The organism is Staphylococcus sp. aM (assembly GCF_052975125.1).
Genome location: NZ_CP121447.1, coordinates 347,197 through 363,746 on the forward strand (window position 1 = coordinate 347,197; position 16,550 = coordinate 363,746).

The 16,550-nt window shown below is 33.9% G+C and carries 14 protein-coding genes; 10 read left to right on the top strand and 4 right to left on the bottom strand.

All coding sequences use genetic code 11. The features are described 5' to 3' along the window. Positions 1 to 164 precede the first annotated feature (164 nt). On the bottom strand, positions 165 to 728 hold the full coding sequence (locus P7F85_RS01550) for a TetR/AcrR family transcriptional regulator (protein ID WP_002467060.1): 564 nt from the start codon (positions 726 to 728) through the stop codon (positions 165 to 167). A 220-nt stretch (positions 729 to 948) separates the two neighbouring features. On the opposite strand from P7F85_RS01550, the gene P7F85_RS01555 reads away from it, so the two are divergent. From P7F85_RS01555 to P7F85_RS01590, 8 genes are all read left to right on the top strand, one after another. Beyond that, positions 949 to 2,322, top strand: a complete 1,374-nt coding sequence (locus P7F85_RS01555) for an amino acid permease (protein ID WP_002450156.1) — start codon at positions 949 to 951, stop codon at positions 2,320 to 2,322. A gap of 288 nt (positions 2,323 to 2,610) precedes the next feature. Next, entirely contained in the window at positions 2,611 to 3,666 is a 1,056-nt protein-coding gene (locus P7F85_RS01560; RefSeq protein ID WP_002467050.1) for a PTS transporter subunit IIC, read from the top strand. 97 nt (positions 3,667 to 3,763) lie between these two features. Beyond that, entirely contained in the window at positions 3,764 to 5,188 is a 1,425-nt protein-coding gene (locus P7F85_RS01565) for a polyphosphate--AMP phosphotransferase (RefSeq protein WP_002467058.1), read from the top strand. A gap of 459 nt (positions 5,189 to 5,647) precedes the next feature. Further along, on the top strand, positions 5,648 to 6,388 hold the full coding sequence (locus tag P7F85_RS01570; RefSeq protein WP_015364674.1) for an aggregation-promoting factor C-terminal-like domain-containing protein: 741 nt from the start codon (positions 5,648 to 5,650) through the stop codon (positions 6,386 to 6,388). 342 nt (positions 6,389 to 6,730) lie between these two features. Continuing rightward, a complete protein-coding gene (locus P7F85_RS01575) occupies positions 6,731 to 7,594 on the top strand; it encodes a phytoene/squalene synthase family protein (RefSeq protein WP_002467051.1) in 864 nt (287 codons plus the stop codon). A gap of 12 nt (positions 7,595 to 7,606) precedes the next feature. Continuing rightward, positions 7,607 to 9,112 (top strand): phytoene desaturase family protein, encoded by a 1,506-nt coding sequence (locus P7F85_RS01580; protein WP_117725925.1) that lies wholly within the window; start codon positions 7,607 to 7,609, stop codon positions 9,110 to 9,112. 202 nt (positions 9,113 to 9,314) lie between these two features. Beyond that, positions 9,315 to 10,469 (top strand): aminotransferase class I/II-fold pyridoxal phosphate-dependent enzyme, encoded by a 1,155-nt coding sequence (locus P7F85_RS01585; protein ID WP_171001925.1) that lies wholly within the window; start codon positions 9,315 to 9,317, stop codon positions 10,467 to 10,469. 21 nt (positions 10,470 to 10,490) lie between these two features. Then, positions 10,491 to 11,489 (top strand): D-lactate dehydrogenase, encoded by a 999-nt coding sequence (locus P7F85_RS01590; RefSeq protein ID WP_002466927.1) that lies wholly within the window; start codon positions 10,491 to 10,493, stop codon positions 11,487 to 11,489. A gap of 43 nt (positions 11,490 to 11,532) precedes the next feature. On the opposite strand, the gene copZ is transcribed toward P7F85_RS01590, so the two are convergent. The 3 genes from copZ to P7F85_RS01605 form a co-directional block, all read right to left on the bottom strand. Further along, entirely contained in the window at positions 11,533 to 11,739 is a 207-nt protein-coding gene (copZ, locus tag P7F85_RS01595; protein WP_002466956.1) for a copper chaperone CopZ, read from the bottom strand. A 93-nt stretch (positions 11,740 to 11,832) separates the two neighbouring features. After that, a complete protein-coding gene (locus P7F85_RS01600) occupies positions 11,833 to 14,217 on the bottom strand; it encodes a heavy metal translocating P-type ATPase (RefSeq protein WP_002466933.1) in 2,385 nt (794 codons plus the stop codon). A 211-nt stretch (positions 14,218 to 14,428) separates the two neighbouring features. Further along, positions 14,429 to 14,635 (bottom strand): hypothetical protein, encoded by a 207-nt coding sequence (locus P7F85_RS01605; RefSeq protein WP_002466979.1) that lies wholly within the window; start codon positions 14,633 to 14,635, stop codon positions 14,429 to 14,431. Positions 14,636 to 14,827: 192 nt separating this feature from the next. Here P7F85_RS01605 and P7F85_RS01610 point away from each other — a divergent pair, with 192 nt between their 5' ends. Then, positions 14,828 to 15,697, top strand: a complete 870-nt coding sequence (locus tag P7F85_RS01610) for an SDR family oxidoreductase (RefSeq protein WP_002466929.1) — start codon at positions 14,828 to 14,830, stop codon at positions 15,695 to 15,697. A 40-nt stretch (positions 15,698 to 15,737) separates the two neighbouring features. Continuing rightward, on the top strand, positions 15,738 to 16,298 hold the full coding sequence (locus tag P7F85_RS01615) for a sugar O-acetyltransferase (protein ID WP_002466946.1): 561 nt from the start codon (positions 15,738 to 15,740) through the stop codon (positions 16,296 to 16,298). The last annotated feature ends 252 nt before the right edge of the window (positions 16,299 to 16,550 follow it).

Below are 16,550 nucleotides of genomic sequence, written 5' to 3' on the forward strand. Positions count from 1 at the left end.
CTCGCATATGCATGATATAGCAATAGACATGCTCAATTCATATGTTGTCTATGCAACATATTGATCAGTTTGTTGTATAAATAAAAAATATGACCCTATGCATCATTATTTTATTAATGTACATAGGGTCATCATTTGTTTTAGATAATAAAATGTTGAAATCTTTATAGGTGCGCGATGTGATGAATTAAGAATGGAAGATTTTTGTCTATAAAGTTTTCAGCTGTATCATGACTTGTAGAAAGCCAATGATTACACAGACCACTCATACCTGCCGCAAGAAAACTAGCACTACTTACCAAGATGTCTCTATCAATATCTGAATAACTATTTTCTAACATGATAGAAAAGATATCCTCTAATTCGTTATTAATTCTCTTGTGCGCTTGTTCACAAAATACATCTTGGTTCATTTCACAAGATGCTTGTACTTGTTCCATATATTGAGTCATTGTGATGAATATATTTTTTAAGACGATTTCATTGATAATATTTGAAATGTTGAGTGTGTCATTTAAATCTTTAAGAATAGTGACATCTAAAGAATAATCGAGTATGTCGTATTTATCTGTGAAATGTGCATAGAACGTAGCTCTATTAACAGTTGCTTCATCAGTAATATTCTTGACTGTTAATTGGCTTAACTTCTTTTCTTTTGATACTTTTTGAAATGCGTCAACAAGTAGTTGTTTTGTTCGTGTGACACGGGGATCAATTTTGTCAGTCAATTATGTTTGCACCTACCTAACAAATGTTGTTTATCTTAATATAAATTATCTTGCTAAATGTCATATATGTCAAAAATAGTGTCTATGAACTAATTTAATAGTGATTGTAAATTTAAATTATGGGTAAATATAGTTTTATAGAAAGTGAATTTACTTTCAAACAAAGTTTGTAATCTTTTTAGGGGAGAAACTGTTAAAGAAACAGAACGGGGAGACGGATATGGCAGATAAACTGCAACGTGAATTAAGCAATAGACACATACAATTAATTGCTATTGGTGGTGCTATTGGTACAGGATTGTTTTTAGGCGCAGGTGAATCAATTCATCTGGCAGGACCATCGATATTGTTGACTTATATTATAGTAGGTTTTGTATTATTTATGTTTATGAGAGCAATGGGGGAAATGTTGTTATCTAACCTTGGATTCAAATCATTTGCAGATATCGCTCATAAACATATAGGGCCATTAGCAGGCTTTGTGGTTGGATGGACTTATTGGTTAACGTGGATTATTTCAGGAATGGCAGAAATTACGGCAGTTGCTAAATACATAGAATATTGGTATCCAGCAATGCCTAATTGGTTAACAGCTTTATTTACATTGTTAGTATTAATGACACTCAATTTATTTAGTGCAAAGTTATTTGGAGAATTAGAATTTTGGTTTGCGATTATAAAGGTATTAACAATACTAGCTTTAATAATTGTAGGTATTATTATGATTGTCTTTGCAATGAAGACACCTTATGGCACTGCTAGCGTATCTCAAATATGGAGTCATGGTGGTATATTCCCGCATGGTGCTTCAGGATTTTTCATGTCCTTCCAAATGGCCATTTTTTCATTTATAGGAATTGAATTAATTGGTATTACTGCAGGAGAAACTAAAAATCCTCATAAAACGATACCTCAAGCGATTAATAATGTACCATATCGCATTTTGATATTTTACATTGGATCACTTGCAGTCATTATGGCGGCGGTGCCATGGAATCAATTAAATCCTTCAGATAGTCCTTATGTGAAATTGTTTGGTTTAATTGGTATTCCATTTGCAGCAGGTTTAATCAACTTTGTAGTATTAACAGCTGCGGCATCTGCGTGTAACAGTGGTGTGTTTGCGAATAGTAGAACGATGTTTGGTTTATCTCAACGTAAACAAGCACCACCTATTCTTGGTAAAACTAATCGCAATGGCGTTCCATATTATGCGATATTAGTGACATGTGCACTATTAAGTATTTCTGTGATACTAAATGCCATCTTTAAAGATGCGACTCAAGTGTTTGTATATATTACGACAGTATCAACAGTTTTAAATATAGTGATTTGGTCAATCATCATGATTGCTTATTTAGGATATTTAAAACATAATCCAGAACTTCATAAAGCGAGTCAATATAAAATGCCAGGTGGCAAATGGATGGCATATGCTATTGTACTATTCTTTATATTTATCTTTGTGGTATTACTGATTAATCCAAGTACGAGACTTGCAGTAATCATTGCACCATTCTGGATGGGGATTTTAGGATTAATGTATTTAAGATATAAAAAAGAATCTAGAAAAGCAGAGATTCCAGATGAATAAATGAATGTGCATCGCCAACAAGAAAGCTTTGTTGGCGGTGCTTTTTAAATAGCAGTCGTGTTAAAAGAAAATTTGTAAAATTAATGACTTTACAAATATATTTATCTGAAAATTCTAATAATGTGATATACTATTCTCCATAGTCTTAATTGGCCCAACTTTACACAACAAATGATTGCATCAACGAATTACCAACACACCTTAGATTTCATCATGTGTATAGTTAGTTCAATTAAGGCTATTTATTTATGTTTGATTTATCGTATTTAGATATTGGAGGCGCTAGAAATGACAACATTGAGTAAAATTGGACCGAAAGAATTTATTTTTAGAGTGCTATCTGGTGTAGCAGTTGGTATTGTCGCAGGATTAGTACCCAATGCGATATTAGGGGAGATATTTAAATATTTAATGCAGTTTCATCCCATTTTTAAAACATTACTAGGTGTTGTTCAAGCAATTCAATTTACGGTTCCGGCACTTGTTGGTGCTTTGATAGCATTGAAATTTAATCTGACACCTTTAGCGATGGCAGTAGTTGCAAGTGCTTCGTATGTTGGTAGTGGTGCTGCACAATTTAAAAATGGCACATGGGTTATAGCTGGAATTGGGGATTTAATTAATACAATGATTACAGCATCGATTGCCGTATTATTGATTTTATTAATAGAACATCGCGTAGGAAGTATGGCTTTAATTGTATATCCAACTATTGTAGGTGGTATTTCAGCGACTATAGGTGTGTTGATACTTCCATACGTACATATGATTACTACTGGTATTGGTAATATGATCAATAGTTTTACAGAGTTACAACCTGTTTTAATGAGTATGCTTATTTCGATGGTATTTAGCTTTATTATCATATCGCCACTATCAACTGTTGCCATTGCGATTGCAATTGGTATTTCCGGTATTGCAGCTGGTTCAGCTTCAATCGGTATAGCAGCTACAGAAGCGGTGTTGTTAATTGGTACGAGCCAAGTTAATAGAGCAGGTGTACCAATCTCAATCTTCTTTGGTGGAGTTAAAATGATGATGCCTAATATGGTTCGCTATCCTATTATCATGATGCCTATATTGATTACAGCTGCAGTTTCAGGCATTGCATCCGGCATTGTCGGTATCGCAGGTACAAAAGAATCTGCAGGATTTGGTTTTATAGGAATGGTAGGACCAATTAATGCATTTAAATTTATGGGTATTGACTCAGCTTGGTTGAGTTTATTATTGATTATCATCGCATTCTTCATTGTGCCTTTCTTCGTTGCATGGATTTTAGATATTCTTCTAAGAAAGGTCTTTAAAATATATACGAACGATATTTTTAAATTTTTAGCGTAAAGCTAAATAGAATATAGACGTCTTACATATAAGTGAGGCGTCTATATTTTATTATGCTATACTTTATTAAAATCGCTATCTATAAAGGGTGGGTAAGATGAATAAAAAGATAGAACAATTAAAACTAAAAGCGGCAAGTTTAACACGACAAACACATGATTTAGGTATACCGGTCATGATCGTGTTTGAAGGTGTACCTGCCTCAGGTAAGACGCGCTTGTCCAATGAACTATTACTTACGTTTGATGCGAAATACACACAATTTATATCAACAAAAACACCGGATGCCGAAGACTTAAGATATCAATTTTTACAAAAATATTGGAATACACTGCCTCAAAAAGGAAATATCAATATCTATTTTAGAAGTTGGTATTCTCACTTTTTGGATTATAAACAAAATAATATTAAGCAAGATTATTATAAAAACGATGATAAACTCGTGAATCAAATCAAACATTTTGAAGAGATGCTTCAGAATGATAGTTATGAGCTAATTAAATTCTATATTGAAGTCAGTGAAGAAAAACGACAAGAGCATATTCAACAAACCAAAGATAATCCATTAATGAGTTGGAAAGTACAAGAGTATGAACAAATCATACCTAAAGATATCTATTTGAAAGAAATGAGAAAGTTCACGCATTCTGATAAACAATGGGAAGTTATTGACTATACACAACGAGAAGTTGCATTTGAAAAGATGTATAAACATATTATAGAAAGATTAGAACAAGCTATCCAAAAATCAAATCAATCAAAAGGTAATAAAGACGGGGCATTTACTAAAGATTTTTCAACTACTAAATTTGATGTAACATTAGATGAAGTATCTAAAAAAGAATATAAAGAACTGATAGAACCTTTACAAAAACGGATGAGGGAAATTCAATTTGCATTATATGAACGAAAAATTCCGCTTATCTTAACATTTGAAGGCATGGATGCAGCGGGTAAAGGTGGTAATATCAAACGTATTCGTGAGAAATTAGATCCAACCGGTTATGAAGTGAATGGTATAAGTGCGCCGACAGACGTTGAACTGGCACATCACTACCTTTGGCGTTTTGCGAAAGAAATGCCAAAAAGCGGGCACATTGAAATATTTGATCGTAGTTGGTATGGCAGAGTGTTAGTAGAAAGAGTAGAAGGATTTGCAAATAAAGATGAGTGGGAACGTGCTTATGAGGAAATCAATCATTTTGAAAAAATGTGGACAGATGAAGGAGCAATATTATTAAAATTCTTCTTATGTTTAGACAAAGAAGAACAACTTAAACGATTTAAAGATAGAGAACAAGATATAAATAAGCAATGGAAAATTACAGATGAAGATTGGCGCAATCGTGAAAAATGGGACTTATACTTAGAAGCAAGTCACGATATGATAGAAAAAACAGATACAATACATGCACCTTGGCTTATAGTTCCAGCCGATCATAAAAAGACAGCAAGGATTGAAGTTTTAAAATATATCATTAGACAGTGTGAGAAGGTATTATGGGGTGTCAAAGATTATTAGCATCTTGAATATATCTTAAATAGTAAAAATTAAAGGTGGTTATATATCAAATTATTGTCAAAAATTTGAATATATCCATCTTTTTTTGTGTATTTAGATCTTTTTAAAATTTTTAGAACTATTACAATTATGTAACTACATTGCAATCTGTAATATTACGATGGATGTAAAAGTTGAGTAAAACTTAAAGGAATTCAATGTAATATAAGGCTTTATGATGAAAAATTAAACCAAATCATGCAAAAATTAATGTTACAAGGACGTCAGTAATATTTCAAAGTTACAAAACTTGATTTTGTTTGTAATGTTTTGTAAGGAACGTGTAATATACAAAGCGGATTTTTGTGGTATAGTGAATACCGTCGAAAGTTAAACAAAAACATTTTCAATATTGCACAACGAAATTTAATACTTTAAAACATATAAAAAACAAAAAACTTTTTGGAGGATTTTTCAATTATGAAGAAGACATTTATCGCATCAACTTTAGCATTAACATTAGGCGCAGCAGGTTACGCAGTATCAGGACACGAAGCACACGCTTCAGAAACTACTAACGTAGATCAAGCACACTTAGTAGACTTAGCTCATAACCACCCAGAACAATTAAACGCTGCACCAGTTCAAGAAGGCGCTTATGACATTCACTTTGTAAGTGGTGGATTCGAATATAACTTTACTTCAGATGGTACTAACTTCTCTTGGAACTACCAAGAAGCTGGTTCTACTTCAGCTCAAACATCAAACACTGCTGTTCAATCAGCTGACTACACAACTTCTTACAATCAAGAAGCTGGTACTCAATCAGTAAGCTCTAACCAACAATCAAGCAACACTAATGTAGAAGCTGTTTCAGCTCCAACTACATCAAACAATGGTTCAAACCACAACTACAGCACTAAAACAACTTCATACTCAGCACCATCAACTTCAAGTGCTTCAACAGGTGGATCAACTAAAGCACAATTCTTAGCTAATGGTGGTACTGAAGAAGCTTGGAACGCTATCGTTATGCCAGAATCAGGTGGTAACCCTAACGCAGTAAACCCAGCTGGTTACAGAGGTTTAGGACAAACTATGGAATCATGGGGAACTGGTTCAGTAGCTAGCCAAACTAAAGGTATGCTTAACTATGCTAATAGCCGTTACGGTTCATTAAGCAATGCAATTGCTTTCCGTCAAAGCCACGGTTGGTGGTAGGATTTAATTTATAACTGGAAAGCCCTTCGAGTTATAAATGATTAAGAGGATGACAATGTCATCCTCTTTTTTTTATGCGTAAAAATGAACGATTAGAATATATTTATATTTCGTGTAAAGTGTTTGATTACCATTAAATACGGGAATTTAACAAAAACTATATATAGCATATCATTCAGTTTTTTAATCAATTGAATTGGGTGACGAAACATTCAATTCAAATGATATAGATATAGGCTAAGTACGGTAGAAAGTTCTATATATTCATTACATAAATATCATTCTATACGTCTAGAATTGATATTAACGTATAAAAGGTTATGTGTAACAGGAGGTCCATGAATGACAACGGTCAATGAGAGTTATAAATATTGTCATCAAATAATGAAAAAGCATTCTAAAAGTTTTTCTTATGCGTTTGACTTATTACCAGAAAGTGAGAGGCGTGCTGTTTGGGCAGTATACGCGGTTTGTAGAATTATAGATGATAGTATTGATGAAGAACAAAATCCTCAAAAATTACAAGCTATTAAAGAAGATATTCAACTGATTGAGTCACAGCAAGTTGATTCTACGGTTCAATTCAAGAGTAATCAACGTATTATGTTAGCTTTTTACGATACATCTCAAAATTACAAAATGGAGTATCAATCTTTCTATAATTTGATAGAATCTGTATTTGAAGATGAACATTTTGAAATGTTCGTTAAAGACGAGGAATTAATGAGATATTGTTATGGTGTAGCTGGGACAGTTGGAGAAGTACTATCACCTATTTTGACTGAACAGCCAAGTCATGAAACATATGAAGTGGCTCGAGAATTAGGAGAAGCATTGCAATTAACTAATATCTTACGCGATGTAGGCGAAGACTTTGAAAAAGGTCGTATTTATTTTAGTCGAGAGATGTTAAATCAATATGATGTAAATATTGAAGACGTTTATCAACAGCAGTTAACTGATAATTATATTAATTTATGGGAACATTATGCTCAAATTGCAGAAAAGGATTATCAATTTGCATTAGATCATTTAAATGTTTTTAAACCTGAAGCAAGATTAATTATCGAACTAGCGGCACGTATTTATAAAGGTATTATAGATGAAGTTCGTGTACATGGTTATCCATTACATCGAAGAGTATATGTCTCAAGGTTGGATAAGTTAAACATATACAGACAAGTTAAAGCTAAATATAATAAATAGGTGGAATGTCAATTGAATATTGCTGTAATAGGTGCGGGTGTGACAGGTTTAGCTTCTGCAGCTAGGCTTGCTGCACATGGTCATCAAGTAACATTATATGAAAAGAATGAACAGATTGGTGGACGTATGAACCAATTTACGAAAGATGGCTTTACCTTTGATATGGGACCTACAATAGTTATGGTGCCTGAAGTTTATAAAGACGTGTTTGAAGAATGTGGTGAACGCTTTGAAGATTACGTAGAAATGAAACAATTACCATATATCTATGATGTCTATTTTAATAAAGATGATAAAGTGAGAGTGCCTACCGATTTAGCTGAGTTACATGACGCTTTAGAACAAATTGAACCTGGAACGACACATGGATTTATGAAATTTTTAGCAGATGTATATGGAAGATATGAGATTGCTAGAAAATATTTTTTAGAACGAACATATAGAAAACCATCAGACTTTTATAATTTAACATCACTGATTCAAGGTTATAAATTAAAAACACTAAATCATGCGGATAACTTAATTGGTCAATATGTCCAAAATGAAAAAGTTCAAAAAATGTTAGCATTTCAAATGTTGTATATAGGCATTGATCCTAAACAAGGCCCTTCATTATACTCAATTATTCCAATGATTGAAATGATGTTTGGTGTTCATTTTATTAAAGGTGGTATGTATGGCATGGTGAAAGGTTTAGAACAACTAAACCTTAAGCTAGGTGTGGATATACAATGTAATGCTAATATAGAAGAAATTATTATTGATCCTAAGTATAAGCAAGCAGACGGCGTAAGAGTGAATGGCCTAGTTAAACGATTTGATAAGGTACTTTGTACGGCAGACTTTCCATATGCTGCGCAACAATTAATGCCACAACATGCACCCGTTAAAAAATATCCTCCTCAAAAAATAGACCAATTAGATTATTCATGTTCAGCTTTTATGATGTATATAGGGATTGATAAAGATATTACGGAAGATGTATTGTTGCATAATGTCTTATTTTCAAATCATTTCAGACAAAATATAGATGAAATATTTAATGGGGATATTTCCGAAGATCCATCGTTGTATTTATATGTACCTAAAGTAGGAGATGCCACGTTAGCGCCTGAGGGACAGACAGGATTATATGTTTTAATGCCAACACCAGAGCTTAAAACAGGCCCTTTAGAATGGGAAAATCCACAGTTTATAAAAAGTGTTAAAGAACATATTTATCGTAAATTAGCTACTATACCTGCACTTGAACATGTTCAAGATTATGTTATTTCCGAAACGATTTTTACACCTAAAGATTTTGAACAAACGTTTAATGCTAAGTTTGGTACAGCATTTGGGTTAATGCCCACGCTAGCACAAAGTAATTATTATAGACCTCCGAACGTATCTAGAGATTACAAAGATTTATACTTTGCTGGTGCGAGTACACATCCAGGTGCAGGTGTACCTATTGTTTTAACAAGTGCTAAAATCACCGTTGATGAAATCATCAAAGATATTAACAATCATATATAATTCGTTAGCGTAGAGCGTGAGATAGAATTGCTATGACTTTCATATCAATACGAATTCTCACGTTTTATTTATATTAGATACTAAACACTAAGATTAAAAATCAGAATATTGTTAATATTGACAATATTAATCCGCTTGATAGAATGATAATATCTAAACATGACATAGAACATTGGAGATTAAGGAGGCATGAGACGTGAAAATGTCAGAGAGATTGGCGGCAATTCCTGAAAGTTATTTTGGCAAAACTATGGGAAGAAAAATAGAATATGGGCCTCTTCCTTTAATTAATATGGCTGTTGGTATTCCGGATGGTGAAACACCACATGGTATTATTAATCATTTTGCTAAAAGATTGAACGTACCTGAGAATCAAAAATATGGTGCTTTTCATGGTAAAGCATCATTTAAACAAGCCATCGTTGATTTTTATCAGAGACATTATGATGTTGAATTAGATGCAGAAGATGAAGTTTGTATATTATACGGTACGAAAAATGGACTTGTTGCACTTCCAACTTGTCTCGTTAATCCTGGGGAAAATGTGCTATTACCGGATCCAGGTTATACAGATTATTTAGCGGGGGTCATGCTTGCGGATGCTCGCCCTGTCTCATTAAATTTAGAACCACCGCACTATCTGCCAGATTGGGATAAAGTAGATAAAAATATATTAAATAATACAAAGCTAGTTTATTTAACATATCCAAATAATCCAACAGGCTCTACTGCTACCAAAGCAGTGTTTGATGAAGCGATTCAAAGATTTAAAGATACTAATACTAAAATTATTCATGATTTCGCTTATAGTGCATTCGGTTTTGATGCTAAAAATCCAAGTATTTTATCATCAGAGAATGGAAAAGATGTAGCTGTTGAAATATTCTCGTTATCAAAGGGATACAATATGTCAGGATTTAGGGTAGGCTTTGCAGTAGGAAATCGTGACATGATTCAGGCCTTGAAAAAGTATCAAACACATACGAATGCAGGTATGTTTGGTGCCTTACAAGACGCAGCAACCTATGCGTTAAATCATTATGACGAATTTTTAGAACAACAAAATGATACATTCAAGCGAAGACGAGATATGTTTGAGCGTATATTAAGTGAAGCAGGGTTGCCATTTGTACATTCTAAAGGTGGTATTTATTGTTGGTTAAAGACACCACCCGGATATGAGAGTGAATCATTTGAACAGTTCTTATTAAAAGAATATTCCATTTTAGTGGCACCTGGTATCCCGTTCGGTGAAAATGGTAGAAACTATGTAAGGCTATCTTTAGCACTACCAGATGAACAACTTGAAACAGCAGCAGAACGATTAGCAACTTTAGCAAATTTATATGGAAAATAGTACATAGGGGATGAAGTTATTATGACTAAAATTAAAATAATGAGTGTGCGTGACGAGGATATTGTATATATTGAATCATGGGCTAAGGAAAACAATGTGGAATATGAGTTAACTAAGTCACCATTGACAGAGGATAATGTCGATGAGGTTAAAGGATTTGATGGGTTATCATTATCACAACAACTACCTATTTCAGAAGCGGTGTTTGCTAAATTAAAATCATTCGGTATTAAACAAATTGCTCAAAGAAGTGCGGGATTTGATACATACGATTTAGAGTTAGCATCAAAATATGACATTATCGTCTCTAATGTGCCTTCGTACTCACCAAGTTCAATTGCAGAATTTGCAGTAACACAAGCTATTAATGTTGTCAGACATTTTAATGCTATTCAAACTAAAATGAAATTACATGATTTTAGATGGGAACCATCAATACTGTCACAATCAATCAGTGATTTGAAAGTGGCAGTCATAGGTACTGGAAGAATAGGAAGTATTGTAGCTAAAATTTTTGCTAATGGTTATGGATGCGAGGTAGTCGCATACGATCCTTTTCCTGATGCGCATATTAAAGATATAGTGTCATATCAAACCACTTTACAAGAAGCTATTGAAGGTGCAGATATTGTTACTTTGCATGTCCCAGCAACTAAATATAACCATCATTTATTTGATCAATATACATTTAATCATTTTAAAAAAGGTTCAGTATTTGTCAATTGTGCACGAGGCACTTTAGTCGATACACATGCGTTACTATCATGTATAGATAGTGGTCAAATTAAAGGTGCTGCTCTGGACACCTATGAATTTGAACGTGGCTTATTCCCTAGTGATCAACGAGATAAAAAGATGAATGATACGTTACTTCAACAACTGATTGATAGAGAAGATATCATCATAACACCACATATTGCATTTTATACAGAAGCAGCAGTGGAAAATTTAATCGTTGATGCGTTAGATGCAACAATGGAGGTTATTCAAACAGGAACAACTCATTTGCGAGTAAATTAAAAAACGGGAGCGATACCCATTAAGGTCGCTCCCGTTTTAATTTTTATTTAACATCATAGCCTTGATCTTCAATCGCATCTTTCATGTCAGAAAGTTGAACTTTATCTTCGTTATAATCCACACGTACTTGTCCTTTTTCTAAATCAACTTCTGCAGCTGAAACACCGTTTATTTTAGCTAAAGCAGATTCAACAGCATTTTTACAATGATCACAACTCATGCCTTCTACATTAATAATTTCTTGTCCCATTTTAATTCACCTCATTTTATTTAATATCTTATCTTCATTTTATAACTAAGTTGTATGACTTAAAAGTAATTGATACAACTTAATTGGATTGTTTTATTTAATGATTCGTTTCAATCTTAATGCATTGGTTACAACGCTAACAGAACTTAATGTCATCGCAGCGCCTGCAATCCATGGTGCAAGTAGACCTAAAGCGGCGATAGGTATACCTGCGATATTATAGCCAAAAGCCCAAATGAGATTTTGACGGATATTGCGCATTGTTAGTTGGCTGATATTGATTGTTTGAGATAGTAATGATAAATCACCACCTAATATTGTAATATCGGCTGCTTCAATCGCAACTTCGGTACCAGTACCCATGGCAATACCGATATCTGCAGTAACAAGTGCAGGGGCATCATTGACACCATCACCAACCATAGCTACTTGTCGACCTTCTTTTTGTAGACGTGTGATGTTGTCGGACTTTTCGTCTGGAAGTACATTGGCAATGACATGATCAATACCGACTTGTTGTGCTATCGCTCGGGCGGTATTGTTATTATCACCGGTCAACATCACGACATCGATATTCATTTTGTGTAGTTTCTGTATTGATTCAATAGCATTATCTTTAATAGTGTCTGCCACAGCGATCATACCTTGATATATATCATCGATGGCAATTAGCATGACCGTTTTACCATCGAGTTCCCACTGAGTCATTTTTTCATCTATATGAGAATTCAAAGGAATTTGATGTTTTGTCATTAATTGACGATTACCAACTAAAATCGTTGAATGGTCAACAGTTGCGGATATACCATGTCCTGGCATAGCATTAAATTCATCCGTATCCACTAATTCGAGATTTTTTCCTTTAGCATAGTCTACAATGGCTTTTGCTAATGGATGTTCGGAAGCGTTCTCTGCACTAGCGAGTAATTGTAGTGAACGTGTATCACCGTCAAAATCAGTTACTACAGGCTTCCCATTAGTAATGGTACCCGTTTTATCCAAAACAATAGTATCAATGTGTTGTGTTTCTTCAACGTACTGACCACCCTTAAATAAAATACCTTTTTCAGCAGCGCGTCCTGTTCCCACCATGATAGATGTAGGTGTAGCTAAGCCTAATGAACATGGACAAGCGATTACAAGTACTGAAATAGCTGCCATAAGCGCGGGTTCGAATTCTCCGACATGAACCACTGTAATCCATATCATAAACGTAAGTAATGCAATACCGACAACGGTTGGCACAAAATAACCAGATATTTGGTCAGCTAATCGTTGAATAGGTGCTTTGGAACCTTGTGCTTGTTCGACAACCTTAATGATATTAGCTAATGCTGTATCATTACCGACTTGTGTTGCTTCCATAATGATTGAGCCATTTTGATTAATCGTTGCGCCAATAACTTTGTCATCCGCATTTTTATCTACTGGGATAGATTCCCCAGTTAACATAGATTCGTCTATAGACGTTATACCTTTAATAATGACACCATCAACTGGGATTTTTTCACCAGGTTTAATAATAATATGGTCGCCAACTAGAACATCTTTAATGGGAACCATTTTTTCTATACCATCTTTAACAATGCGCGCTTCCTTAGCTTGTAAACTTAATAATTCACCTAGGGCATTGGTCGTTTGTGTTTTAGCTTTTGCTTCCAAATATTTACCAAATAAAATAAGCGTAATTAATACAGCACTCGTTTCAAAATAAAGGTGTGGCATATGCGTTGAATGATTGAGCCATTTAAACATTTCATAAATGCTATAAAAATAAGCTGCGCTTGTACCTAAAGCGACTAATACATCCATGTTGGCAGAGCCATTTTTTAGATTTTTATAAGCACCTTTATAAAACTGCCAACCAATTATAAATTGTACTGGTGTAGCCAATATGAATTGGAACCAGGGATTCATCAATAGGGAGGGCAAAGGTAAATGGAATAAATGAACCAACATTGTCATCAGTAGTGGTACTGATAATACGATAGAAAAGATTAATTTATGGAACTGTTTCTTCAGTTGTTTATCTTTATTTGAATATTGTTGTTGTCCTTCTTTAACTTCAGCGTCATAACCTAAATTCTGGATTTTAGAAATAAAATCATCACTATTAACGACGCCACGATAATATGTCACAGTTGCTTGTTCTGTAGTCAAGTTAACCGTCGCTTGAACGACACCATCCATTTTATTAAGGACTTTCTCTATACGATTTGAACATGCTGCACATGTCATACCAGAAATAGTTAAGTCAATACTGTCTTTTACTACATCGTATCCCAAATGCTGGATTTCGTTGACATAGTCATTAGTTCGGTATTGTCCTTTAAAATCATCAATAGTGGCTTGCTCAGTTGTAATGTTAACTTGAGCTTTAACATCATCCAGTTTGTTTAATTTCTTTTCAATTCTATTGGAACACGCAGCGCATGTCATGCCAGTGATGTCTAAAGTTGTTCTTTTGTTTTTATCCATGCGAAAGCCTCCATTTCTATTCACTTTTAATATACCCCCTATAGGTATTTAAGTCAATCGTATGAACTGAGGTATTGTCAGTAAATAGGTAAGAATAACAAAAAGTACAATTCAACCATGCGTAAGACATGAGAATTGTACTTTAATCATCTATATTAACAGCTGATTCGCTGGTATTGTCATTTATATGAGTCATTGGTTTATTAAGTATCTAGAAGAAATCTGATGGAGAGAATTGTTTGATATCAATATCTTTAAGTTGGTTAATATCATAATTGGAAAAGTTCTCTAAAAGTTGTCCATTTTTCATTTGTTGATAGTATTGGTCGGCTTCGTTAATGACATCATGTGTTTGAACTGTTTTAACGACACCTAAGAGGATTAGGACTGCAATAACAGTTTTTAATATCCTTTTCATTATTATCGGCTCCTTTTGGTTTTGATACTATTTATTATAGAAAATAAAGTACTTGAATACATGGGGCTATGGTATTGATGTTACCTCGTACTTCAGTATGATGTTTAAAAATAGGCATGGAAAAAGTATTTAAATCGTTTTGAAAGCAGCTTTATAGGGAAGTTGAATATTGATTAGGAAAGGGGACATGTTATGAATTTATTAGAATTTCATCAACAAATTAAAGGTTATACGCAAAGTAATCAACCAGGTATTGAAGCGGAAATGAAACCTAAGCCAATAGCTGAGTTAAACACATATCAAGCTGCAGGAAAATTAAAAGACAAAGTTGCACTAATAACTGGTGGTGATTCAGGCATTGGACGTGCAGTTGCGATATTATTTGCTAAAGAAGGTGCCAATGTAGCCATTGGTTACTATAATGAGCATCAAGACGCTAAAGAGACAGTTCGTCGTTTAGAAGAATTAGGTGTTAAGGCTAAAGCATATGCACATGATTTAAAAGACGAGACACAATCGCAGCAACTTGTGAAAGATGTTGTCGATGATTTTGGTGGACTTAATATCCTAGTTAATAATGGTGGCGTGCAATTTCCTCGAGATCATTTTGAAGAGATTACACCAGAACAAGTAAAAGAGACATTCCAGACAAATATTTTCGGAATGATATTTTTATCTCAAGCAGCAGTACCGTATTTAAATGATGGAGATTCAATTATTAATACGACAAGTGTGACAGCATATAGAGGTTCAGGTCACTTGATTGATTATTCAGCGACAAAAGGTGCTATCGTATCATTTACACGTTCATTAGCTACTACATTAATGGAGAAAAATATTCGTGTGAATGCAGTAGCACCAGGCCCCATTTATACACCGTTGATTCCTGCAACATTTGATGAAGAGAAAGTTGAAAATCAAGGCGGTGGTACACCAATGGGGCGTCGTGGTCAACCAGCTGAACTAGCACCATCATATGTATTTTTAGCAACACCTGCAGATAGCTCATATATCACTGGACAGGTGATTCATGTTAATGGTGGAGACTTCATGACCACTTAACAAATAGTTAAACGAATTAAATGATAGGATGACGTAATAAATGACAGAAAAAGAAAAAATGTTAGCGCATCAATGGTATGATGCCAATTTCGATTCGGAATTAATCAATGATAGGAAAAAAGCTAAAGATTTATGCTTTGACTATAATCATACAAAACCAAGTCATGAAGACGAAAGAAATGAAATATTAAAGTCACTGTTCCAATCAAATCCTGAAAATATAGATATTGCCATACCATTTGATACTGATTACGGATGGAATGTGACCTTTGGTGAAAATGTATTTCTTAATACAAATTGTTATTTAATGGATGGTGGAGGTATTACATTTGGTGATAATGTATTTGTAGGTCCTAATTGTGGCTTTTATACAGCGACACATCCATTGAAGTATGAAGATAGAAATAAGGGATTAGAATTAGCTGAGCCTATTAGTGTTGGTAGTAATACGTGGTTTGGTGGTAATGTAGTGGTATTACCAGGTGTTACTATCGGCGAAGGTAGTGTGATAGGTGCAGGTAGTGTTGTAACGAAAGATATCCCGCCTAATAGTTTAGCAGTAGGAAATCCATGTAAAGTCATACGTCAAATTGATAATTAATCACATAGTTGTCCATAAGAAGTAAAAGTGGTTCAATGCATTTGCTTCTTGTGGACTTATTTTATTTCGAGTTGAGGTTGGCGATTTAACTGTCAGAATCAAAAAATATTAAGGTTTGATTAATCCGCATATTAAATTTTTGAAATATTAAGATTTTTAAATGAAAGCGATTGCAAAAGTGTAACAGTACATAGTAGAATGTAAGAAAGGTTGAGATAAAATGACACTGAAAGACAGTAACATCAATAGGCA

Excerpts from the sequence above, each read along its gene's own strand:
- P7F85_RS01570 (WP_015364674.1), top strand. The coding sequence starts at position 5,648 with ATGAAGAAGACATTTATCGCATCAACTTTAGCATTAACATTAGGCGCA.
- P7F85_RS01615 (WP_002466946.1), top strand. The coding sequence starts at position 15,738 with ATGACAGAAAAAGAAAAAATGTTAGCGCATCAATGGTATGATGCCAAT.
- P7F85_RS01560 (WP_002467050.1), top strand. The coding sequence starts at position 2,611 with ATGACAACATTGAGTAAAATTGGACCGAAAGAATTTATTTTTAGAGTG.
- P7F85_RS01600 (WP_002466933.1), bottom strand. The coding sequence starts at position 14,217 with ATGGATAAAAACAAAAGAACAACTTTAGACATCACTGGCATGACATGC.
- P7F85_RS01585 (WP_171001925.1), top strand. The coding sequence starts at position 9,315 with ATGTCAGAGAGATTGGCGGCAATTCCTGAAAGTTATTTTGGCAAAACT.
- copZ (WP_002466956.1), bottom strand. The coding sequence starts at position 11,739 with ATGGGACAAGAAATTATTAATGTAGAAGGCATGAGTTGTGATCATTGT.
- P7F85_RS01565 (WP_002467058.1), top strand. The coding sequence starts at position 3,764 with ATGAATAAAAAGATAGAACAATTAAAACTAAAAGCGGCAAGTTTAACA.
- P7F85_RS01555 (WP_002450156.1), top strand. The coding sequence starts at position 949 with ATGGCAGATAAACTGCAACGTGAATTAAGCAATAGACACATACAATTA.
- P7F85_RS01605 (WP_002466979.1), bottom strand. The coding sequence starts at position 14,635 with ATGAAAAGGATATTAAAAACTGTTATTGCAGTCCTAATCCTCTTAGGT.
- P7F85_RS01610 (WP_002466929.1), top strand. The coding sequence starts at position 14,828 with ATGAATTTATTAGAATTTCATCAACAAATTAAAGGTTATACGCAAAGT.
- P7F85_RS01575 (WP_002467051.1), top strand. The coding sequence starts at position 6,731 with ATGACAACGGTCAATGAGAGTTATAAATATTGTCATCAAATAATGAAA.
- P7F85_RS01590 (WP_002466927.1), top strand. The coding sequence starts at position 10,491 with ATGACTAAAATTAAAATAATGAGTGTGCGTGACGAGGATATTGTATAT.